Annotated in this window: 13 protein-coding genes; 7 read left to right on the top strand and 6 right to left on the bottom strand. The window is 46.6% G+C overall.

The features are described 5' to 3' along the window. Positions 1-140 precede the first annotated feature (140 nt). Both A3EU_RS0104960 and A3EU_RS34160 read right to left on the bottom strand, forming a co-directional pair. A complete protein-coding gene (locus tag A3EU_RS0104960) occupies positions 141-2,336 on the bottom strand; it encodes a peptidase domain-containing ABC transporter (protein WP_020535022.1) in 2,196 nt (731 codons plus the stop codon). 117 nt (positions 2,337-2,453) lie between these two features. After that, positions 2,454-2,651, bottom strand: a complete 198-nt coding sequence (locus tag A3EU_RS34160) for a DUF6624 domain-containing protein (RefSeq protein WP_156825660.1) — start codon at positions 2,649-2,651, stop codon at positions 2,454-2,456. A gap of 144 nt (positions 2,652-2,795) precedes the next feature. Between A3EU_RS34160 and A3EU_RS0104950 the strand changes: the two genes are divergently transcribed. From A3EU_RS0104950 to A3EU_RS0104920, 6 genes are all read left to right on the top strand, one after another. Then, positions 2,796-3,254 carry a hypothetical protein gene (locus A3EU_RS0104950; RefSeq protein ID WP_020535020.1) on the top strand — a complete coding sequence of 153 codons (459 nt, stop codon included), beginning with the start codon at positions 2,796-2,798 and terminating at the stop codon, positions 3,252-3,254. Positions 3,255-3,531: 277 nt separating this feature from the next. Continuing rightward, positions 3,532-4,755, top strand: coding sequence for a WYL domain-containing protein (locus A3EU_RS0104945; RefSeq protein WP_020535019.1), 1,224 nt, complete (start codon positions 3,532-3,534; stop codon positions 4,753-4,755). Between the two features lie 8 nt (positions 4,756-4,763). After that, positions 4,764-5,132, top strand: coding sequence for a DUF1801 domain-containing protein (locus tag A3EU_RS0104940; protein WP_020535018.1), 369 nt, complete (start codon positions 4,764-4,766; stop codon positions 5,130-5,132). Between the two features lie 95 nt (positions 5,133-5,227). Continuing rightward, positions 5,228-6,085: a helix-turn-helix domain-containing protein gene (locus A3EU_RS35235; protein WP_020535017.1), complete on the top strand. Its 858-nt coding sequence runs from the start codon at positions 5,228-5,230 to the stop codon at positions 6,083-6,085. 351 nt (positions 6,086-6,436) lie between these two features. Then, positions 6,437-6,985 carry a carboxymuconolactone decarboxylase family protein gene (locus A3EU_RS0104925; RefSeq protein ID WP_020535016.1) on the top strand — a complete coding sequence of 183 codons (549 nt, stop codon included), beginning with the start codon at positions 6,437-6,439 and terminating at the stop codon, positions 6,983-6,985. Between the two features lie 101 nt (positions 6,986-7,086). Further along, positions 7,087-7,881, top strand: coding sequence for a DUF6503 family protein (locus A3EU_RS0104920; RefSeq protein WP_020535015.1), 795 nt, complete (start codon positions 7,087-7,089; stop codon positions 7,879-7,881). 82 nt (positions 7,882-7,963) lie between these two features. Here A3EU_RS0104920 and glyA read toward each other — a convergent pair whose 3' ends face one another. Beyond that, on the bottom strand, positions 7,964-9,253 hold the full coding sequence (gene glyA / locus A3EU_RS0104915; RefSeq protein ID WP_020535014.1) for a serine hydroxymethyltransferase: 1,290 nt from the start codon (positions 9,251-9,253) through the stop codon (positions 7,964-7,966). Between the two features lie 225 nt (positions 9,254-9,478). On the opposite strand from glyA, the gene A3EU_RS29425 reads away from it, so the two are divergent. After that, positions 9,479-11,062 carry a purple acid phosphatase family protein gene (locus A3EU_RS29425; RefSeq protein WP_020535013.1) on the top strand — a complete coding sequence of 528 codons (1,584 nt, stop codon included), beginning with the start codon at positions 9,479-9,481 and terminating at the stop codon, positions 11,060-11,062. A gap of 178 nt (positions 11,063-11,240) precedes the next feature. Here the strand turns inward: A3EU_RS29425 and A3EU_RS0104905 are convergent, their stop codons facing one another. The 3 genes from A3EU_RS0104905 to A3EU_RS0104895 form a co-directional block, all read right to left on the bottom strand. Next, entirely contained in the window at positions 11,241-12,329 is a 1,089-nt protein-coding gene (locus A3EU_RS0104905) for a PorP/SprF family type IX secretion system membrane protein (RefSeq protein ID WP_169433319.1), read from the bottom strand. Continuing rightward, positions 12,326-14,341 carry a T9SS type B sorting domain-containing protein gene (locus tag A3EU_RS0104900; protein WP_020535011.1) on the bottom strand — a complete coding sequence of 672 codons (2,016 nt, stop codon included), beginning with the start codon at positions 14,339-14,341 and terminating at the stop codon, positions 12,326-12,328. Before A3EU_RS0104900 ends, A3EU_RS0104905 begins: the two co-directional genes overlap by 4 nt. Before the next feature lie 112 nt (positions 14,342-14,453). Continuing rightward, complete coding sequence (locus A3EU_RS0104895) at positions 14,454-24,740, bottom strand: Kazal-type serine protease inhibitor domain-containing protein (RefSeq protein WP_020535010.1); 10,287 nt, start codon at positions 24,738-24,740, stop codon at positions 14,454-14,456. Between the last annotated feature and the right edge of the window lie 236 nt (positions 24,741-24,976).

The following is a 24,976-nucleotide window of genomic DNA, read 5'->3' as shown; positions in this document are numbered from 1 at the left end:
AAACCCCAACGTACATGGTACTTGGTATAATCTCGAATCTGGGGTAGTCAAAATCCCTCTACCCTATACTAAGTACCTAGTACAGTGAGGTTTAGCTTGCGTAAAGTATCCTCTGGGAATACACAAAAGCAAACCTCACGTTAATTCCCTAATTCAAGTTGATTTTTCACCAAGGTGTAGTAAGCCCCTTTCTTTTTTGTGAGCTCCTCGTGCGTACCCTGCTCTGTAATTCGGCCCTCATCCAACACTACTATTTGGTCCGCATTTCGGACAGTACTCAACCGGTGGGCAACGATCACCACCGTTCGCCCACCAAAGAAGGAATTCAGGCGTTCGACAATTACTTTTTCGTTATTGGCATCTAAAGCATTCGTGGCTTCATCAAAAAACAAAAACTGAGGATTTTTATATACGGCCCTCGCAATCAATAGGCGCTGTTTTTGCCCCTGACTGAGGCCATTCCCTCTGGCACCAATCATTGTTTGATACCCAAGCGGTAGCCCTTCAATAAAAGTATCAATGCTGGCCGCGTGGACTGCTCCCGACAGTTTTTCGTAATCAACCTGGTCATCGCTTTCGGCAATATTATTCGCGATAGAGTCAGAAAAGATAAAACCATCCTGCATGACGACCCCACACTGCTCTCGCCAGTGATCCATGTTCAATTGTTTCAGGTTAAACCCGTTGACTTTGAGCTGGCCTTTTTCTACGGGATAAAAGCCCAACAATAGCTTTAACAGGGTGGTCTTTCCGCTGCCACTGGCTCCAACAATAGCGGTTACTTTACTATCTGGAATAGTAAGTGACAAGTCTTCCAATACCCAATCATGCAATTCATTGTACCGGAAGGAAACCTTATCCAACACCAAATCTCCTTGAAAGGAAGACTGCCCCAGTGAAATGTGATGATCGGTAACCTCTTCCGCTTCTGTATGAATCTCTCCTAGCCTTTCCAAGCTGATCTGAGCATCTTGTGCCGCCCGAATAAACGTGACCAACTGTTGTAGCGGAGCATTCAATTGGCCAATAATGTATTGTATCGCCAGCATCATCCCCAAAGTCAGTTCTCCTTTAATCACAGCGGTAGCGGCGAGTACCGTAATTAAAATATCTTTTAATTGATTGATAAACGAGGCTCCCGCTTCCTGGTATTGAGCCAATGCCAAGCCACTTATTTGTACGCGAAATAAACGAGCTTGTATTTCTGTCCATTTCCAGCGTCGCTTGAATTGACTGCCTTGTAGTTTGATTTCCTGCATCCCCTGGATGAGCTCTATCTGAGTCTCCTGGTTTCTCGAGAGTTGTTGAAATGCCCGGTAATCAATCTCCTTACGCTTTCGCAGAAAGAAAATAATCCAACCAAAATACAGCACTGCCGCCGCGAGGAAGACCAAAAAGATGGGAAGGGAATAGATCAGCAAGACGATACTGAAAATGACCAGATTGAATACAGAGAACAGCACCGACATGGTCGATTGTGTCAAAAAGCTCTCTATCCTTCGGTGGTCACCAATTCGCTGTAGCAGGTCTCCGGTCATCTTGGCATCAAAAAAACCTAGGGGTAAGCGCATCAACTTAGCTAAAAAATCACTGATCAGTGCCACGTTCATACGGGTACCAATGTGTAACAATATCCAGTTTTGAATAAACTGTACACTCAGTTGTGACGTAAAGAGAAAAAGCTGACCAATAAGAATCAGGTAAATGAACCCTACATTTTGATTCTGAATCCCGACATCAACAATAGCCTGGGTAAGAAAAGGAAAGATCAAAGAAAGCAAGGAACCTAACAACAAACCAATACCTACCTGACCAAGCAGCTTAGTATAAGGCTTGATGTAAGATAACAAAAAGGAGAAGCCTATTTTCGGGTATTCGGGTGCTTCTAATTCTTCAAAAGAGCCGCTTTTTTCAATCAGTAGTGCGATGCCCTGATTGCCATCCTGTGCCCAGGCGTTTAAAAAAGTTGTCTTATCTACTTTAAACTTGCCTTGAGCAGGGTCAGCTACCCACACATGTTTTTTATCTAATTTATAAGCTACAACAAAATGGTTTTGGTTCCAATGTAGTACAAGTGGCAAAGGAGCAGTTTGTAAACTTGGAAGATTGGAAGGAGCTTGGTAGGGTATTTTAACCGCCAGCGTCCGGTAACCGATGCGCTCTGCACCAGTAGCGATACCCTTCAGGCTTACCTCTTCTCGATCTAGGTGGCACCAAGCACGTAAATCAGCAAGTCGATACGACTTACCATGGAATTTAGCAATCATTTGCAAACAAGCAGGACCGCAGTCCATGCTATCCATTTGCGGATAGAAAGGAAAACTATTCAGAGTCATTAAGCGCGTATGTTTCAGAGAGTCAAAACAAATTCGGGCTTAAGGTAGATAAAATAATTACTCCTGTCAACCCCTTCCACTGAATCTTAATATTCATCTCGCCATCACATCCCCCCCCTAAAAATACTCCAAATACTCCTCCAACGACTCCAAACCCAAAGAGTCTCGGCGTTGATCAACCGTCTTTGCATTTTCGATGGGGTACAGTTCTCCATTCAATAATTGTGAGCCGTAGACTTGGAGATAATCGTTATTCATCAATAGTCGATCAGTGGTGAGTGTGAATTTTTCATCGTGATGCGCGTTAGTTAACAAAAGCCTCAATTTAACTTTTCCAAGAATACGGTAACAGCCCCAAACCGTTAAACCCTCGTTAAAGCAGCACTTGCGCGACAACTCTTACCCTCACAAGGTGTATTTTTAGTACTGTTTTAGTATCCAAATAAAACCCCGACGATCATGAAACACCTAGCAATTTTAGTAATCCTAAGTATTATCACAACCACTTTTTCTTGTACGCCCGATGCGCGGCTGGAACGCCGCGAAGACAAACTCGAGGGCGCCTGGGAATTTGACAAAGCCTTCTACCGCAGCGATTGGGATCTCTTCCGAGACAATGTTATTGATGATTTCCGTGGCGATGTGATTGAATTCTACGGCGACTACGCCGCCGTCTATGAAGACGCTTCTGAAAATACCTTCTTTGATGGCGCATGGGAAATGTTCTACGAATGTGAATGGGATTTTGTCGACGATGAGGAAGAAGTAGAATTTTATCTCGACATGTATTTCTACGACGCGGACAATCGCGAGTCTTTCGCCTACTTCACCTCCATCAACCTAATCACAAAAAACAAGTTGAACTTGAAGGCACACACCCGTGACGGCGTGTATACCTTCAGGTTGAGAAAGCTGTAACCGCCCCGAAGGCCTAATTCTATTCGTCACGGAGGTACCGAGACACGGAGGTTTTTAGACGCGAAGACATGAAAACACAAAACAGCAGCGTTTATCTTATTGCCAAGTCGTCTAGTGTCCTGTGAGCTGGTCGGGGGACCAGCTTGATATGACATCTTAGTTCGGAAACTAAGATGAGCCTAGTACTTTTTTGTGCATTTTAGTGTTTCGGTGCCTCTGTGGCTAATTCCCCTATAAAACGAGAACTAACTATCTTTACCGGGCAAGCTCCTAGATAATGGCATCAGATAAACCCCGCCTGGCAAGATTGACCGCAATTATTACCCAATTACAATCCAAGCGGATTGTTACCGCCAGGGATATTGCCGAAAAACACAAGGTTAGTATCAGGACGGTATACCGGGATATCAGAACCCTCGAAAGCTCGGGGATTCCTATTCTTACAGAGGAGGGAAAAGGCTATTCCATTATGGAAGGTTACAAGCTGCCGCCCGTCATGTTTTCCGAAGAGGAGACCCAAGCCTTGATCACCGCAGAACTCCTCCTCCTTAAAAACAAGGATCAATCGCTGGCAAAGCATTACCAAAGTGCGCTTACCAAAATCAAGTCTGTCTTAAAGATTAATCACCAGATCAAGACGGAATTTCTGGCTGATCGCATTCAAATACGCGATAACCCTACCCAGGAAAAAACCAGTGACCATTTAATCCAGCTCCAATCGGCTATCGCTGATTTTAAGATCGTCACCATCAATTATCTGTCGCTAAATAATTCTCGTACGGAACGCAAGGTGGAACCCTTTGCGGTATACACCACCAAAGGCAACTGGATATTAATCGCCTTCTGTTTGCAAAAGGAGGATTTTAGGGCTTTCCGGTTGGATCGCATCCAAGGTTTAGCCTTCACTGGCAAAAACTTCACCCCTCATTCGCTTACGCTTGATGAATACCTGGAGGACTGCCGAAAAAAATGGGAAACTACCCCTGACACAAGGCTGTCACCTGATGCCGCTACATTTGCACTACATCAAAAAAACAACGACGTGCAAACAGTAAAAATTGAGCCTTTTAAGTTTATCGGAATCGCCATCAGAACAACCAATGAGCATGGGCAAGCCGCTCAGGATATCGGCGAACTTTGGGGCAAATTTATGGGCGAACAAATCCTTGGCAAAATTCCCAACAAGGTAGACAACACCGTTTATTCGCTTTACACCGATTACGAAGGCGACCACAACAAGCCATACACCGCTATGATTGGCTGTAAGGTGGTAACGTTGGAGGATATTCCAGCAAGCATGGTCGGAAAATCCCTTTCCGGAGGTAATTATATAAAAACGACTACGAAGGGAAACCTGAATGATGGCATCATCGTCAAGCAATGGACAAAAATTTGGGAGATGGACATCGATCGCGCTTATGATGCCGACTTTGAGGTTTTTGGAGAGAAAGCCCAAAACCCCTTAGATGCAGAAATTGAATTTCTGGTTGGGGTCAAATAGTACAGCTGATGAACTTAGATATAGAACATTTCTACTCGAACCAGACAGAACCGAATCAAAGCTGTCTCTTGGCCTTGCGAAGTATCATTCTTGAGCAAAATGAAAATATTTCGGAAACGCAGAAGTGGGGCATGCCCTGCTTCTGCTACCGCAAAAAGATGTTTTGCTTTCTTTCGACTGATAAGAAAACGAGGCAGCCCTATCTACTTATGGTAGAAGGTAAACACCTTGATCATCCCGAATTGGATCAAGGGACGCGAACCCGAATGAAGGTGCTTAATATAAATCCTGATGAGGATTTGCCCATTGCAACCATCAAACTCATTATTAACGATGCACTGGACCTATATAAAAATGGCATCATAAAAATAAAATGAAGCGACCGCTGACGGACAAACACGCCCAATGTATCAAAGCCCTGTGCAACCAAAATTTTCGTGCTTACGTTTCTATATCAGACTAATCTCGTATCATGAAACAGGAATTTACGGATCGTAAGCTCGGCGCTATTTTTGGCTATACAGATCATTTACAAAAAGATGCCAGTAGCTTCTCCATCCAGGAGAGCGTCATTCAATTTCTGTGGAATCGTAATGACGAAGCTGTTTCCCTTCATCTTGATGATCTACAAATCCAACTACAACCTGGGCAGTTACTCACTACGACCTATTTTCAACACCTTGGTTTCCCTACCACCGCCCCTCCGTTAACCGCTCTGCTATTCAACCGCGAGTTTTATTGTATTGCTGATCACGACGAGGAGGTTTCCTGCAACGGTATTCTCTTTTTTGGCACCCAGGATTTACCTATCATCACCATTCCAGAGAAACAGGAGCGCAAGTTTGAGTTGCTACTGGAAGTCATTCTGGAAGAATTCCGCACCGTTGACAACATCCAGGGAGACATGTTGCAAATGCTGCTCAAGCGGCTCATTATTATCTGTACCCGACTGGCCAAAGAGCAGCTCATCGTCCAAGAACTAAATGATGGACAAATTGATACCATTCGCCAGTTCAATGTTTTGGTAGATATGCACTTTCGCACCCTGCGTAAAGTAAAAGACTATGCCGATCTCTTGCACAAGTCACCCAAGACCTTATCCAATCTATTCTCTACCTACAACCAACAGTCTCCCCAACAAATTATTCAGGAAAGGGTCGTCTTGGAAGCCAAACGCCTTATCCTTTTCACTGATAAACAAACCCAAGAAATCGCTTACGACTTGGGCTTTGATGACCCTGCCTATTTCAGCCGTTTTTTCAAAAAGCAGGCGGGGCTAACGCCTTCGGCTTTTCGGGAGCAGCATGTCTTAGGGGGCGGCGAAGAATAACTTCCTCCCTTTAATACTGATCTTCTGCCGCTGAACTTCTTTGCTCATCACTTGCGTAGCTTTGGCTATGCGCGTTCTTCGCGCCTCGTTCAACACCAAAATCTCTAGTCTGAAATGGGAAACTTATTCTTCGTCGCCCCCTTGGGGTGATTTTTTTTGAACCACCAAGGCACCAAAGTATTCAAGCGAAAATAAAACTCCGTGTTTCTGCGTCTCTGTGGCTATTATTTTTTCACCAAAAGGAAAATTGTACCAGCTGCCGGGAAATGCATCCTAACCTTTCCCGCTCCCCTCCCCTCATCTTTGTACTGTTCAACGAAACAAGATATTAATAATTCAAAACAGTATATCATGAGTGTATTACAAGTTCCAACCCGCGATCAAGTTTCTACTGGCAACCAAGCCATTTTTGACAACCTGGAAAAAGGCCTGGGTTTTGTCCCTAACCTCTACGCTACCTTTGCATACAGCGATACGGCACTAGCAGACTACCTGGCTTTGCAAAACAGAAAAAGCAGCCTTAAGGCCAAAGAACGCGAGGTTATTAATCTGGTCGTAAGCCAAGTCAACGATTGTGACTACTGCCTGGCAGCACATACTACGCTAGGGAAAATGAACGGCTTCAACGACGATCAAATTTTAGAGCTACGAGGCGGCTCTGCTTCTTTCGACGCAAAGTTGGATGCACTTGCTAGGTTCGTAAAAGATACTACCATACAGCGTGGCAAACCAGCTCAAGCCAATGTTGATGCGTTTCTCAACGCTGGCTACACCAAAGCAAACCTGGTAGATGCCCTCATCGTGATCGGTGACAAAATCATTAGCAACTTCTTGCACGGCATCGGCCAATTCCCTGTGGATTTCCCTGCAGCCGTAGCGCTGGAAACCGCTAATGCTTAAATATAAAGTGTGATTGAAATAGTCGATGGTTCTTCCTCAACATTGAGTGAGGGAGAACCTCTTTTTATATACGTGTGTTTTAGAAACAAAACCAACTAACAATGATCTTACGTACCCTTATTTTTTCAACATTCCTCTTTACTCTCTTGGCTTGTGGCCCAACAGCAACGGCTCCGGCAGAAACTACGCCCGAAGTAGAAACTCCAGCGCCCCTCACTTTCGCCGAAAAGGTAGAAACAGCTCACCAGAAAGAAAGCTTCCGGTCGCACGAGGCTATTCAGTTTGACCTCCAGCTTTTCTTTGGTGGCAATGAACGTCTGAATGGCACCTTAACTTTAAGTACTGATTCGCGACAAGCGCTGATTGCCTACAAAGACGGTAAGAAAATCTATGTTCAAGATGATAAAATGTTTGTTGCTCCCGAAACCGAAAACCTCAAAAGCACCCGCTTTGCAGCATATACCTGGTCGTACTTCTTTATGCTTCCCTATAAACTCAACGATAGTGGTACGGTCTGGAACGATTACCCCAACACCAATCTAAATGGTGATACTTACGCTACCGGTAAATTGAGTTTTGCACCCGGCACAGGTGATGCTCCCGATGATTGGTATGTTGTCTATGCCGATACGGAAACACTACTAACACAAGTGGCCGCCTACATTGTCACTGCTGGAAAAAGTCAGGAAGAAGCGGAGGAAGACCCTCACGCTATCCAATACCTCAACTACCAGAAAGTAGACGGTATACCAATTGCCACTGAATGGAAATTCTGGGGCTGGCAACCCGACCAAGGATTGACGGAGCAATTGGGAGAAGCAACGTTACGCAATATTTCGTTTGTGACACCGGCGGAAGGGTTCTTTACGCCGCCTGCGAATTTTATTGAAGGGTAAACGCCCGTTTGTTCCGTAAAACAAAAACTCCGAACGATCACAAGTACCGTTCGGAGTTTTTATTTGTAATACTAAGCTTAACCTACGCCTCCACAGCTTCGCCAGCAAAAAGCGGAAACTTAGCCATGTGAGCGTTGATCGCCTGTTTAACTTTTGCAAGTTGCTGCTCATCTTCCGGTGCGCTAAGCACCGTATCAATCCATGCTACCGTTTGCAGGCAGTCTTCTTCGGTAAATCCGCGTGTAGTTACAGCTGCTGTACCTATCCGGATACCACTGGTCACCATCGGAGATTCTGTATCGAATGGCACCATGTTTTTATTCACGGTGATATCCGCCAGGCCTAAAGCTGCTTCAGCTACTTTCCCGGTTACGCCTTTAGAGCGTAAATCAATCAACATAAGGTGGTTGCTCGTGCCACCACTGATTATTTTGTAACCTCTTTCAACAAAAGCCTGGGCCATTACCTGAGCATTCTTGATAACCTGCTCTCCATAAGTTTTATAGCTGGGTTGCAGACATTCGCCAAAAGCTACCGCTTTCGCTGCAATGACGTGCTCCAGAGGGCCACCTTGCATACCAGGAAAAACACCACTATTCAGTACCGCCGACATTTTTAGTGGCGTGCCTTTGCGGGTCGTACGTCCCCAAGGGTTATCAAAATTCTTACCCATCATAATGATACCACCGCGTGGGCCACGTAACGTCTTATGAGTCGTAGAAGTTACGATATGGCAATGTTGCATCGGGTCATTCAGCAACCCGGTGGCAATCAATCCAGCCGGGTGAGCAATATCTGCAAGCAGCAAAGCGCCTACTTCATCAGCAATCGCACGGAAACGAGCATAATCCCAATCACGAGAATAAGCAGAAGCACCACAGATAATCAGCTTAGGCTTTACCTCTCGGGCTTTAGCTGCTACCTTATCCATATCAATCAGGCCAGAGTCTTGCTCTACACCATAGAAATGAGGCTTATAGACTTTTCCGCTAAAATTGACAGGAGAGCCGTGTGACAAGTGGCCACCGTGAGCAAGGTCAAAACCAAGGATATTATCCCCTGGCTGAAGTACTGCCAGGAATACAGCAGCATTGGCCTGAGCGCCCGAGTGTGGCTGTACATTTGCGTATTCTGCGCCAAAAAGCTCCTTCAGGCGGCTGATAGCCAGGCGTTCTACTTCATCGACTACCTCACATCCACCATAGTATCTGCGGCCAGGATAGCCTTCGGCATATTTATTTGTCAGTACACTTCCCATCGCCTTCATGGTAGCGGCACTGGTAAAGTTTTCCGAGGCAATCAGTTCGATGCCGTGTAATTGGCGTTCTTTTTCCCTTTGAATAAGGTCGAAAAGTTGGGTATCGGTAGCCATTTTGCTTACGCTGTTAGATTAGAGTTTGTTGAAAATCAGTTTGCAAAATTTCCCAACAAGCTCTTAAATTTAAAAAAGCTGAATTCCGGGCCGAAGGTACAATAATTTACCTTTGGTTTACCTTTATAAGGGTGTCTACCCAAAGCCAGAAGTGCCGTTTTTTACAAATTGCAAACTTAGTTATTAGCTTTGTCTTCTCGTTAACGCCAAAAATCACTGAAGCCTATGCCGCAATCGGCACTCCTACGTTCCTTTTTACACACTACCGGCCTGTGGCTAGTAGTCCTTGGCTTATTACTCCCCTTATGTGCTTTTAGTCGCGTAGAAAGACTACGAGCAACCTGGCGCAGCAACCCTGCAACCAGCATGGTCATTGGTTGGGATCAGGTATCAGGCGGGCGACCGGTCATTTTTTATGACAAAACCGATCACGGCCAAAATACAGCGGCTTACCGGTTTCAATCTCCTCCTTCCCGAGCGGCACGCGCCAAAGCGATGAACAATGTTTTTGCCCGATTGGAAAACCTCCAACCCAATACGGTTTACTATTTTGTCATTCAAGACACCGATGGGGTGAGTAAGCGTTATTCTTTTAAAACTGCTCCTGATTCTCCAGGTGAACGTATTTCTATTATTGCAGGAAGCGATTCTCGTAATCATCGGCTTGCCCGCTGCGATGCCAATCGGTTGGTCAGTAAATTACGGCCTCACTGTGTAGTCTTCGGTGGAGACATGACCGATGATGACTCTGATACCGAATGGCGCGAATGGTTTGATGACTGGCAATTGACCATTGGCAGCGATGGCCGCATCTTCCCAATCATTCCCGCTCGTGGCAATCACGAATCTAGTAACGATCCATTGATCAATTGTTTTGATGTCCCCAGCCCTGATGTGTACTATGCACTTACCATGGGCGGAAATTTATTCCGACTGTATACCCTGAATACACAAATCCCCGGTGCTGGCGAACAACGCGACTGGTTGGGTCGTGACCTTCAGGCCAATCAAGGAGTCACCTGGCGGATGGCACAATACCACCAAGCTATGCGCCCACATACGGCTGCAAAGCGCGAGCGCGAAGATTTGATCCCACAATGGGCCACTCTTTTCCACAAATACAAGGTACAGCTAGTGATGGAGTCGGATGCCCACGTTGTAAAAAGCACTTGGCCCATTCGCCCAAGCAAAGAACCCGGCAGCCATGAAGGTTTCATTAGAGACGATGCCAACGGTACCGTATATACTGGCGAAGGTGGCTGGGGCGCTCCCCTCCGAGCAGCCGACGACCCCAAGCCCTGGACACGCAGCTATGGCCGCTTCAATCAGTTCAAATGGATTTTTGTAGATCAAGATAAAATCGAAATTCGAACCATAAAAACCGAAGGTTCGAACCGGGTAGCAGAAGTAAACCCCAACAACATTTTTGAACCACCCTACGGCCTAGTGATCTGGAGCCCCAAGGAGGGAGATGTCGTTAGAATCATGAACCCCAATTCACGCCCTCAAACATCAGTCGGTAATGACATCACTCTTAACACCAACAACAGTAACAGTAACGTTGCCAATATCAGTCCTGATATCAATGGTAATGTTCACATTGATTATAGCTTAGGCGAAACCGCACAAGTACAAATTATTCTGATCAATAGCAGAATGCAGGAAATGGCTCGCCTCGAATACCCAAGCCAAATCCCTGGCCCTTACAAGAAATCGCTCGATCTCAGTAACGCTCCTTCTGGAGAATACAGCTTGATTGTAAAAGCGAACAACAAACTCAACCGAAGGTTTGTTATTACGATTCCTTAGGAGGTGTAAGGGTGGAAAAGTGGAAGGGTGTAAGGGTTGAGTGACCTTCCCTAAAATCGAAATCGGAAATCAAATCCGACGGAATCTGCTTATCAGTGTAGCTGCATGAATGTATTTATACGAATGCCCCTGGCCCCACAATCAAACCATCCAACAACCAAACTATCAAACCCGCCCCCTAAGCTCCCGTACGATAAGCCACATAAAAACCATAGCCCAAGCCTCGCGAAGCACCAAAACTGCCCATATTGAACGAGCCCAACAAGCCCAAACGGATGGTATCTGTATCCGTAAATCCTCCCTGCAAAAGGTAGCCTACTTGTAGCGCCAACGTCTGATTGAGGCTATAGCTCAAGCCGCCCCAAAAAGCTTTGGGGTATTCTATATTCAGATTAAACTGGCTATTGCTGATGTTCTTTCCGGCAGTATTCAACCAAAAGGAGGGCTCTATCACGAAGTTAGTACCCGCCGAGCGGTAACCGATGGTGGCATTGGCATGAAAGGCACGTTCCAAGTTGCCTGTGGGCAGGGCTTCTCGAAAGGTAATGTCCTGAGGCAGTATCTGGTTGGTTCCCGCTCCAACATAGAAGAAGCTTTTGTCATTAGGGCCACTGGGCCGGGAAGCGAAAAACACGCCTACGCCTATATTCGGCATAAATTCATTCAATTCTCCAACTGGCTGCAAGGGATCACCAGCATCGCGGATAATGTACTCGCCACCGTCAATGAATACCTGCTGCATGGCCAGCATTAATCCCAACGACAGTTGAGCCTGCGTTCTTGGGCCTGAACTACGTCGTTTCCTTCCTCCAAATTTCAGCTTATAAGCGTAGGTCAGCGCCAAGGTATTGTTACGGATCGGCTTGATCTCATCCAGTACCAGGAACCCTCCTAAGCTAAAGTTTTGCTTCAACACCGGGTATTGGCCATAAATGGTAGTGGTTTCAGGTGCGTCTTCAAAGCCGACCCATTCTTGTTGGTGGGTCACGCCCACTTCCCAGTAATCTTCGACGGCCGTCATCGCTGGGTTCCAAATGAAGTTATTGGAGGCAAAGGGGCTGCGCGCAGGTAATTGCTGCGCACTCATGTTTGTAACAGTCAACAGCGCTATCGCTACTAGCAGACCCAGTCCCAACTTATTCCCTCTACCCTCTACTTCAAGGGCGCGAAGCAGAAGCAGCCCGCATCCAACTACGGACTTTTGCCGAAAGATACGCTTAGCTAAAAGGTCTAAAACCCAAGACAGCTGTGTTTTATACTTTATCATTCCCATACGATGGTTAAGGTTTGCTTGATTTCGCCCTGGCGGAAAGCCAACACGTAGAAATAATTCCCCGCAGGTAAGCGAGCGTCTTTGTAAAGCCCCACAAAACGATCTTCATCGCTCTGGTAATTGAGCTTTTGATAGACCAAATCGCCCCAACGGTTATATACTTTCAGGGAATTGCTACCAAATTTTGTAATTGGCCCAAAGTCCAGCTCATCGTTTAAGCCATCGCCATTGGGGGTAATCAGATTATAAGGAACAATACTCTCCACCGGGTTATTGGCCACCAATACCGTCACCTCATCCAGGGTTTCACAGCCATTGATATCGGTGATAGCAACGCGATAAGTCGTGCTATCTTCCGGGCTCACCGTGGGGTTGGGCACAGAGGGGTCACTGACAGGAAAAGGATTGTCTTCCCAAGTGTAAAAGATGCCGCCTTGGGCCATCAGTCGTGCTTCATCACCAGGTGCAATACAGGTATCGGCCCCTGCTGTTGCCAGAACGTCGTACACCAATAAGGAAAACGCCAGGGTATCCAAACCACAGTCATTGCCTACTTCTACTTGGTAATTGGTGGTCGTATCAGGAAAAGCCAGCGGGTTGAAGATATCCATCGCGCTCAGGCTACTGGTGTCTGCTAACCAGCGATAATTGCTTCCTCCGCTTACATTGAGCTGCAAGCTATCGCCGGGGCAAATTTCCGGAAAGTCCGTTTCTAAAACACCAATCGGTATCATTCCCGGCAACACTTCGATGGTCGCCTCGGCGCTACAACCAGCAATATTGGTGACGGTCACCGCGTAACTACCGGGCATCGTTACCACAATACTATCCGTCGTTTCTCCTGTCGACCAATTGTAATCCCCCACCCCTCCAGGTACAAGTGCGGTACTCTCCCCGCAAAGCATTACCGAAGACGGCAGGCCCAACACTGGTGCTCCCGGTGCTGTAACCATCGTATCCAGACTGATGGTGCAATCATTGGCGTCCTCGATTATCAAACTATAATTTCCGGCCGCCAAGCCCATAAACGAGCCGGAGCTGTTACTAATCCCATTGAGTTGGTAAGTAAAGGGTGACGTACCTCCCGTAGCTAACACGTTCAAGCTACCATTGGGCGCATCACAATCGGCTTCCGTTACCTCCAGGTTTTCAATAGAAAGTGGAGCGGTAGCTTCTTCAATGATTAATTCATAAGAAAAAACGTCCGTACCATCCTGATCTGTGATCGTCAATAGATAGGTTCCTCCGTTAAGGTTGGTGAGGTTTAGGCTGGTTGCCGAAAAGTTGTCTGGTCCCGTCCAAAGGAAGGAGTAATCAGCGGGGTCCACTGCTAAACTTACGGTAGCATTGCCATCTGCCAATCCAAAACAAGAAACGTCACTGCTATTTATACTGAAGCCCAAAGGTGAAGCAATTGCAATTCTCCCTGGGTCTTGTTCCAACGCTACCGGCTCAAATACCCCTGGACTCATGGTGGATTTAAAAATTTGGATCGCTAAAGGGTCACCCGTAAAGGGTAAAGTCGTAAAATCACCGGGGTCGCCCATCGCTGTGAAAGTTAGACGAGCAATGACCGTCCCGTCTGGCAGTGATTCTCCATCGCCTCCGTTATCAAACCAGCTGAGGCGAAGCTCACCCTGGTCTGCCTGAAAATCGCCAATCGCCAGTAAAGGCAGGGCATCCAATTCAAAGTCTACATAAGTAGCGACCTCCGTATCCCAGTTGATAGATAATTGTAAACTTGCAATACTATCAAAATCCGTAACGGTGAGTGGCAAGGTGACGGTTTCGCCATCTGCTACTGTCACCTCCGGTAAGCTTAGGCGCACACTCTGCCCAGTGAGGGGGAAGGAACAGAGCAAGGCCAATATAAACCCTACGAAGGTGCTTCGTTTGATATTGGGTAATTGACCAATAAGCGTAGAGGGATGCGCAGCGATTTCATCGCTACCTGAAGTAAAGGATAGAGGGACTTTAGTCCGCCTTAGCCATAAGTGTAGTTTCATAGTTTTGGGATGTTACTAATCCTCCCCAAAGATAGGGGCCACAAAGTAAAAATCCCCCAGCAAGGCAAACGAGTGCCTGACTGAGGGATTACTTTCATATAACAAACAAATCTTATTTCACAACTACCATCGTCCGGGTAGCCATGTCTGCACCTGCCCTCAGTGTATAATAGTACACACCAGCTGGTAGGTTCAATTGATTCAATAGTAAACGGTTTTCACCTGCACCGTAACTGTTTAGTTCACGGTAAACCTCTTTGCCAAAGGCATCGTGAATCACAAAGGCGACATCAGAAGCTACTGGCAAACGGAAGTTAATCACCGTAGCGCCATTGAATGGGTTCGGTGTATTCTGATCCAGGCGGAATTTGCTTTCCGTCGGTGCATCGGTACCTGTTACAACTTCTCCAAAATTGACCTCTGGGTCCAGTGCTTCGTCATTGTTATTGTAAGCCTCTGGCAGCATTGATCCGGGATCAAGACGCAGAACAGTATTCCAATCTTCAATATCCGTCAAAGCGCGGAATTTGATTGCAAACAGGGCTTGATCAGCGCTGGAGCTATGGCCTTGCCCATCAAGACTGAACCAGCTAAGGCGCAACTTGCCTTCATCGGCACCATCATCACCAATCACCACTGTCTGGAATGGCTGCTCTTCAGCAGGGAAAAACTCCAGGTACTCGACCTCCCCAACCGGGAACTGCAAGCCAAACTGATAACTTACAATATCTGCAAATTCAGCACTACGGAAGTAAAGCGTTACTTCTTCACCAGCAGCTACCGAAAGGTTTTCTGCCGTAAATGGTAACTGCCCTGTGGTACGATCATCATCAAGTCCTCCGAAGTTATCCGGATTGGCCTGACCAAGGATATCTCCCACTTTCACCCCTACAAAGTTGGCCGTTTCCGGTTCCATAAGCATCATCGTACTGGTAGAAGCGTATGGGAATACATTGTAAGCATCAAAGTCGGTAGGCATCTGCTGCCCTTCGGTGACAAACACCCATGACGGGCAGTTATCAAATTCCTCCTGCGCGCCGATAATCAGACGTTGGATGAGGAAGAGGTCAAGTGTAGTGAAGGCATCATTACAGTTAGCATCACCAGCAATTACCTGGTAAGGAGATGTGATCTGTGGCGGATTCATTCCCAAAAGAAAACGCTGGCCTATGAACAGTGCATAAGTTGAAAGTCCGTTGCTATGCTCCAGGTCTTTTTGTGCACTTACGGTGTATTCCATTCCTGGATTCAGGTTCGGCAAATTGTAACTGCCACTTTCCCCTGTAGTCATGGTTTCTTCCATACCTGGGCCGGTAATGGTCACATCGGTATTTATAATACCGTCGCCCCAATAAGTCGAGATATGACCATTCAATGCAGCCATCGCTGTGATCGTTGCTGATCCCATCGACAAAGTGTAAGGAACGACCATCGGTGCGCCATCAGTCACTACTCCTACTTCAATCGGTAGTGGCGTTTGTACAAACTTGATAACGGTTGATTCCCCTATATCACCGACAAGCAATACATTGAGATAAAACAGTACATCTCCGCTATTTACATCAAGGCCATCGCCAGTATTATTGAAATAGCTAAAGGTATTATTAGACACATTGTATTGAGGAGCAATGATACTATTGGTCACGCCAGTAATGACAGCAACTGATTCGTTCATCACTTCAATGCTACCCGCAAGAGAGATAATGTTTTGAACGTTTTCAATTGTCACTGGCACCTGTATTGTTGCATTGGGACCACCTTCTGATTCGCCGATATCCAAAATTGCCAGATTGCTCTGAGCGGTTATCGTAATCGTTTCACAGTGCGTAGCTGAACCGCAATTACCGCTCACCGTCAGACATACCTCATACGTACCAGAGTTGGTATAAGAATGATCAGGGTGACGAACACCGTCAACATTTCCATCACCAAACGTCCAGCTGTAAAATCCATTGCTGGACATATTGGTAAAGCTGACATTCAATCCATCAACTTCGTAATCAAACCCGGCTACCAGGCTGCCTGTTGTTGTTCCAGGCACCGTAATATCCAAGGTATTTGTACAACCATTGGCATCCGTTACCGTCACCTGATAATCACCGCCGTTGAGGGCACTCAGTAGATAACTATTGGTATTAGAAACAGCGGTGCCATTTTGCTGGCCGCTCCAATCTATCGTATAAGGAGCATTTCCTCCTCCCATGATCAAGCCAATAGAACCTAAGCTGGTACAACCCGGGCCTACGACTGATGTTTCCAGCTGTAGGAGGTTTGCCGGTGTTTCCACAGAAACGGTAGCAGTACGTTCACAACCATTGTCATCCGTCACTCGTACGTAGTAGGTGCCTGCTTCCAAGCCATCAATCGTATAGTGATTAGAGTTGATGTCGATCTCTCCTTCTGGAGATTGGTCAAGGTACCAAGCGATGGTATACCAGGGTTCTCCCCCTTCGACATATACATCAATGGTGGCCAGTTCTCCACAAGAACCATCATGTGGAACGACTGACACATCAAGTGTATTCAAAATATTATAAACCTCTACCTGCTGCACATCCACACAACCATTAGCATCTGTGATGATAATGATGTAGATACCTGTAGGCGCGTTTTGAATATCGTAATAATCATGTGGTGTGGTATCTGTACCGCTGCTTGGGCCTATCCATTCAATGGTATAAGGTCCTTCTCCGTTGAAGAAGTCCATCCAGATGTTGTTCAGAGCACCACAACCATTATTGCTGACAGTGTGAACGACTTCAAAATCCGTCGGACCACTTACCACAGTGATATTACCAGAAGTAATACAACCATTGGCATCCTGCACCGTAACGATATAAGGGCTACCTGGCAAATTAGAGATGGTATAGTTAGGACTGTTAGACGTCGCAAAACCTTCCACTTCACCTACCCAACTAATCTGGTAAGGCCCCGTGCCGTTCGATATGTCGACAAAAATAGCGGTGTTATCACCACAGATTCCGTTTTGGGCTGTAAGGCTAAGGTCAATGTTATTACTTCCTACCGTTGCAATCGTAGAAATTGTACAGCCATTGGCATCTGTAAGCATGAAGCTGTACAAGCCTGTTGGCACATCGCTCAAGGTGTAAGTCGTAGCATTAACATTGGTAAAACCATTTTCAGGCCCTTGCCAGGTAAGTATATATGGCGCTGTACCGCCACTGAAGGTCAGTACAAAACCAGGATCAGACAGACAGGTGCCATTTTGAGGGGCCGCTGTAATACTGATGTTATTACTTGTATTATTAATAGTCGTTGTAGCACTACCATTACAGTTGCCGCTGCTCACCGTGACCGTATAAGTACCAGGGTTGAGGTTTGGAATCTGGAAACCGGTACTGCTTGTTGTCGTACTACCACTGCTTGGGCCTGTCCAGCTAACAGTGTAAGGCGCTTGTCCGCCAGAAAATCCGACGTTGATGCTACCATTCTGGTTACAAACCGCGTGTACAGGTGTGGCGTAAACCACAATATTGCTATTGGAGTTATTGACCGTCACCTGGGTGATGTCTGAACAACTGCCATTATTAGCGGTGATGGTGTAGCTGCCATTAGGAAGGTTAGGAATCACCAAAGAACCTCCGTTAATGACTTGGTTACCACTCTGCGGGCCAGACCAGTTGATGGTCGTACTTCCCACAAAGTTGGCAAGGCTTACATTAATACTACCACCAGCTCCACAAATTGCAGCTGTGGAGGTCGCCGTCACTTCCAGATCAGGCGCAGAAGCAGGCAAAATACTACTGACTGCACCATTACAGTTACCGCTGACAACCGTGATGGTATAACCACCTGGCAACAGCCCTGGTATTTGTACGTTTGCGCTATTAGCCGTGAGCGTTCCAGAGCTAGGTCCCGTCCATGAAACCTGATAAGGAGCGTTACCGCCAAAGATATTCAGGAAGATATACCCCGTTTGTCCACAAACACCAGCGATTGGGCTCGCTGCTATGGTTAGCGCTCCTCCTGGGTTCGTGAGTACAGTGCTTGTTGTTTCAGAACAACCATCATTGCTCACTACCGTCACATTGTAAGCACCTGCTGGAAGGTTAGGAATCACCAAAAACTGTCCTGCGATATTTGCACTTCCACTGCTTGGGCCTGACCAGCTAACGGTGTAGCCAGGTGTGCCGCCCACAATGGTTACAGCAATCTGTCCATCGCTATCACAATCACCGGGGGTAGGTGTAAGATTGACTTGCAGGTCATCTTCCGGTGTCGACAGCGTCACGCTTTCTACATCATCACAACCATTGCCATCGTTGACCGAAAGGGTATACGTACCGGCAGGTAGATCGGAAATTTGGAAAGGCGTGTTACCTATGTTGGCACTACCACTTTCTGGCCCCGTCCAGGTCAGCAAATAAGTTCCATCACCACCAGCTGCCTGCGCGGTGATTGATCCATTGGTGATACAGTTACCGTTGTTGCCGCTCGCTGTAAGGTCTACATCATCTTCTCCCGTACTGACAATAACAACTTCTGTTTCCGTACAGCCATTCATGTCTGTGAGCGTAAGCGTGTAGGTGCCAGCAGGAAGGTTTTCGATTGTGAAAGTATTACCCGAGAAAGTAGTCGAGCCATTTTCAGGGCCTGTCCAACTGAGGTTAAACACCGGTGTACCTTCTAATATATCAACAATAATACTACCTGGGCCGCTACATATTCCACTGATCGAGGTTGCAGAGAAGAGGTTTACAGGGGCTGGATAAACGATGATGTCCTGCTCCATGTCCATACAGCCGTTGGCATCTACAACAATTACCTTGTAAGAGCCCGGAGGTAGATCCTCTATTTCAAAACCTTGCGTAGTGGTTGTACCAGAACCATTTCCAGGGCCTATCCAGGTGACTGTATAGGGAGGAGTACCTCCTATGATATCTACCCAGATGGTATTGTATTGACCACATTCATTGTAGATCAAGGCCGTAACAATTTCTACCGGAGTCCCCGTGTTGATTACGGTGACTGTCTCGGTCTCGGTACAGCCATTCGCATCCGTCAGCGTCAGTGTATAAGTGCCATTGGGTACATCCGTAAGCACCTGAAGCCCCATAACCACATTGATCGTCCCAGAAAGCGGGCCGGTGTAGGTAAGGGTATAAGGGCCTGTACCACCTGTAACATTGATATTAATTTTTCCATCGTCTCCACAAAGACCAGGGTCAGCAGTAACGGTGAATATATCAACCGGAGCAGGATAAACGATGATATCCGGCTGCATCACCATACAGCCGTTGGCATCTACAACAATTACTTTGTAAGAGCCCGGAGGCAAGTCTTCGATCTCAAAACCTTGCGTCGTCGTTGTACCCGAGCCACTTTCAGGGCCTATCCAGGTGACTGTATAGGGAGGAGTACCTCCTATGATATCTACCCATATGGTGTTGTACTGACCACATTCGTTGTAGATCAGTGCCGTTATTATCTGTACGGGTGTACCTGTATCCAAGACCACGGTTTGGGTTTGGGTACAGCCATTGGCATCCGTTAGCGTAAAGGTATAAGTACCGCCAGGGAGGTTATTCAACACACTAACACCTGAACTATTATAGTTTTGGGTGCCACTCACGGGGCCATTGTAGTTAAGCACATAAGGTGCTGTACCGCCATCTATATCCACTTGAATGCTGCCTGTTTCACCACAAATACCGTCATTAGGCGTGACCGTAAAGAGGTCCATCGGCGCAGGGTAAATGATAATATCCTGCTCCATATCCATACAGCCGTTGACATCTACGACAATCACTTTGTAGGTACCCGGAGGTAGGTCCATGATTTCGAAACCTTGGGTATTAGTCATACCAGAGCCGTTCTCTGTCCCTTGCCAAGTGACCGTATACGGAGGGGTGCCCCCGATAATATCAGTCCAAATGGTATTGTACTGTCCACAAATATTATAGATCAGTGCAGTATTTACTTCAAGGCCACCATTGGTATTGGTCACGGTCCCTGTCAGAGTGCGCGAACAACCGTTGCTGTCGGTAATCACCACCGTGTAGGTGCCTGAAGGCAAGCCTGTAATAGCATATTGGTTACCCGCTACTACAATTGATCCGCTTTCTGGGCCAGACCAGGTGATGGTATAACTCGGGTTACCTTGCGTCACGTTGACCAGAATACTGCCATTACTACCACAAATGCCATTGTAAATTTGCAAATTTGCTAATAGTGTATTCTGCACCATCACCTGCACTGTGCCAGAAGTAGAACAACCATTGGCATCTGTAACAACTACATTGTAAGTGCCCGCAGGTGTATTCGGGATTTGATAAACCGTCGTTGGTGAAACGCCAGAACCGCTAACCGGCCCGCTCCAACTCACCTGATAAGGTGCAGTACCATTGGCAATGTAAACACCAATATTTCCAAACTGAGAACAGATACCATCGTTGCCTAAAAGGCTAATATCCAAGTCACTGCCTACGTTGAGAATTTCTTCTGTCGTCGATGCAGAACAGCCATTACCATCTGTTACATAGAGGGTATAGTTTCCTGCGGTCAAGTCACCAATTGTAGTAAAATTGGTGCTAAAAATCTGGGAACCCGTTTCCGGGCCACTCCAACTCAACTGATAAGGAGGAACACCACCAGCAAGGTTCACAAAAATAGCACCTTCTGTACCACACTGCGCTTCTGTAACACTGGTATTAATTACCAAATTAGACTCTGCCGTACTCACCTGTGCTACTGCGTAATCGGTACAACCATTGGCATCCACTACTTGCACGGTATAGGTGCCTGCCGGTAACCCTGGTATGTTGAGAATATTGGTAGCAGTGGTAGTGGTACCACTTACGGGGCCTGTCCAAGTGACCGTATATACCGGAGAACCGCCATTGAGGGTGACCAAGAGAGAGCCTGGTTGCCCGCAAATACCATTCTGCGGCGTCAGGTCGAGGTCAATTTCTTCACAACCACCTAACTCTACGGTTTGTATCCCACTACAACCATTCATATCTGTGATAACGAGGGTGTAGGTACCACAAGGCAGGTTAGGGATATCAAGGCCATCATTGCTAGTCGTCAGAACGCCATTTTGTGGGCCTGTATAACTGATGGTGTAAAGAGGAGATCCGTTATAAATATCAATCCATAAGGCACCATTTTGGCTACAGCTGCCCGGCAATGGAATAACATTAAAGGTTAGTCCGCCACCTTCACTATTTGAAAGTGTTACTAATTGTGAATCGCTACAACCATTACTATCTACGACATTGATGGTATAAGTACCTGCCGTAAGGTTAGGAATAACGTAAGTAGCACTATTGGTGATGGTAGAACCATTTTCGGGCCCCGTCCAACTAATCGTATATGCAGGGCTACCGTTATCTACGTCGACCGTAATGCTTCCTTCCTGCCCACAGACACCGGAATTGGGGTTGGCGTCTACTGTAAGGTTACCATTAGGAATTACGATGGTACGGGTGTAAGAACACCAATTGTTGTCTTCCACCGTCACTTGATAAGTTCCTCCAGGTAGATTGATGAGGTTGAAGCTGTTGGCATATACTGTTGCGCTACCGCTAATCGGCCCACTGACGAGAATATTGTAAGGTGCCTCCCCATTGTAAGTATCTACATGAATAGCTCCATAGCCGCCACACGCTGCTGGCGTAACGGTATAGTTCCAAATAAAATTACCGCTGGTATGGTCGATGGTTACCTGCTGAGAAATTGAGCACCCCAGGGCATCCGTGATATGGATGGTGTAGGTTCCTGCATCCAGGTTATTGATGGTAAAATTATTGCTATTGGAAGTGACGTTACCAGAAGTAGGCCCGGTAATATAAACCTGATAAGGAGCCTGGCCGTTGCTGACATAGACACCGATAGAACCCTGATCCATACAAACGGCATCATTAGGCGTTAGCGTTGCCGATAGATTGCCACCGCCTAGAATGGTGACAGTGCCGCTTATGCTACATCCCTGGGCATCTGTCTTCGTAATGGTATAAGTGCCCGGAGGCAGGTAGTAGATCGTGCAAGAATTGCTACTCGTCGTAAAACTGCCGCTGAGGGGCCCGCTGTAAGTCACCAGATAATTTGGGGTACCTCCACTGGAAGCGATGTGAATAGAGCCACTGTTTTGGCCACAGCCGCTGGAGGTAGCGGAAAGATCTGTAAAGTTAAAATTACAGCTGCTGCTACTGCTACAGTCTACCAGCAAGGTGTAATCGCTCACTGCACCGTTGTAGCCATCAACGACCACATAGTAGGTGCCTGCGGGGAGGTATTCGTTGATATATTCACTATTGTTTCCCGAATTTTGGCTGTATTCCATACAGTCACCGCGATCACAAGAACGGAGCAAGAAGAGTTCCAGGTTAGCAGAAAGCCCTGTCAAGCTAATGCTTACCGGCCCTGCCTGCGTCGTAGTAAAGGTATGAACGATCTCCGGTCCGTTGTTTTCTACATTGAGCACATTGCCACAAGTATAAAGAGATACGTCATCATGCCCATTAAGGTTGGTCCCCTGGTAGGGCTGGCCACACTGAAGAGGCACGGAGTTTCCGCAGAAAAGATAGCCACAGCTTACCTCCAAGCGGAAAGTTCCTTCTGACTGTGCGTACTGGCCATCTACAACGATGTAGTAAGTGCCAATAGGCGCATCTTCAAGGATAATTCCTTCGTTATTTGTATTGGTATTACTTGTTGTACTTTTTGCCAAACAAGTCAGTTGGCTACAGTTGTCAGCCAATAGGAAAAGATCAAGATCCATTCCCGGCGTCAGGATTTCCAAACCAATCTGGAGATCACCTGCCGATTGTTTGTTGATCACATAAACACGATCCGGGCCGTAAAAAGAAGTACTGGTACATCCTGGGTATTGGAGGATATTGTTACCTGCACCTACGGTCGTTTCGTAAGGAAGGAAGTCACCACATTGCACCGGTATAGCCTCACTACACCAGGCTGACCCACCATTACACGGGCCATTGGTGTAGCTGGTTACCCCAGCTGCATCCGCAATACAGGCATTAGAATAAGTAACATCATTACAACCACAAACGGGGTCGTATACCGTTGGGCAAACCGCATTCAAGTCCATCTGAGAAGGATCAACACAGGCACTTTCGCAACTTCCCTGGGTGTATACCGTAATCCCTGAAGCTTCCGCAAGGCAGGCATTGGCATAAGTAACACCATTACAACCACACACAGGAATCCCCGCAGTGGGGCAGTTGGCCGTAATCACACCGGTCGTAGTGTTCAAGGTTGTCGCCTGACTGGCAACGATATATTGAGGGTCATAACAACTACTAGGTGCACATGGCCCAGGGGTAGTGCTTTGTACACCAGCTGCATCCGCAGCACATTCGTTGGGGTAAGTAATATCATTACAACCACAAACAGGCTCGTACACTGCCGGGCAAACGGCATCTGGGTTAATCTGTGTCGGATCAATACAACTATCATCAAAGCAAGCACCGGGAGTGTAATCAAAAACACCCGCTGCTTCTGCATAACAAGAGTTCAAATAAGTTTGACCATCACTGCCACAAACCGGGCTTACCGTGTTGGGGCAACCAGCAGTAACTCCCTGGGTAGAAAAGCTAAAGCTTCCCGGCTGCATCATGATCATATTCATATCATGATCAATAGCCAGTACATCACTGATCGTAAAATTTAGCTGATCTGGTGTACCGGGGACAGTAAGGTCTGCAAAATTCAACAGAATTCGAGCGACCTTTCCGCCACCGTCTACATTATTTTGGTCGGTACGAACAAGGGTAATGACCGCTTTTCCTGTAGCGGAATTATTATTCACAAACGCAGCTACATCACTATTGTCTGGATTAAAAAAGGTATCGGCAATTAGGCCTATGAGCACACCATCATCAGTAGCCAGTATCCCTGGGTGGTAATTTAGGGTAAAAGTGATGCCATAAAAAGCACTAAAAGGCTGTTCTGGAGCAAGTACTAAAATGACTCCACCCGCTTCATCTGAGGCGACTTCCTCCTCAGATAGTCGCTCAAAAGATATAGCAGGCTCTTGGTTGGAAAGTGGTCCTGTTTGAAAAGCATCAGGTATAAGTGTACCGTGATTACGATTAAAATTACTACCCAATGCATCTGCATCCGCCGCAGTAATCTGCCCATCACCATTGACATCAGCATAAGCGTGATTCATTCCTCCTATGGGAAACTGGTTGCTCCAGGCAGCACCCATAGGTTGTTCTTCCCATTCGGTAGTAGCATCGGGGCGTGCAGGTCCATTATTCTGATTAACTACCCCCCAATAGAGGTAATCCATGCCGTTGACAATACCATTATTATTGATATCACCTGGCCAAATCATTTGGGCGGATAGCCAAAGAGGAAACAAAAAAGCTAGTGTAGTAAGACTGAAGACCTGTGTAGTCGTCTTGTTCATAGTGTATAAATTTTACTGGCTTGTAGACGACAGAAAGTTCAGGAAGTAACCCTTACTTCTGAGCTTTACTATCAAAACGAACGCTAGTCACCAATCACTCGGTGCAACAAAAAATCCAACAGACCAGTAGATGTTACTAAGGATACATGCATAACGCAGTAAGTAAGTGCGCATGCCACAGGTAGGTAGTTAAGGGATGTAGCGTAAAACTACTAAAATTGCCTTGCAAAACCATC

Source organism: Lewinella cohaerens DSM 23179, from assembly GCF_000379805.1.
Taxonomy (GTDB): domain Bacteria; phylum Bacteroidota; class Bacteroidia; order Chitinophagales; family Saprospiraceae; genus Lewinella; species Lewinella cohaerens.
This window is presented reverse-complemented; position numbering and strand designations above follow the sequence as displayed.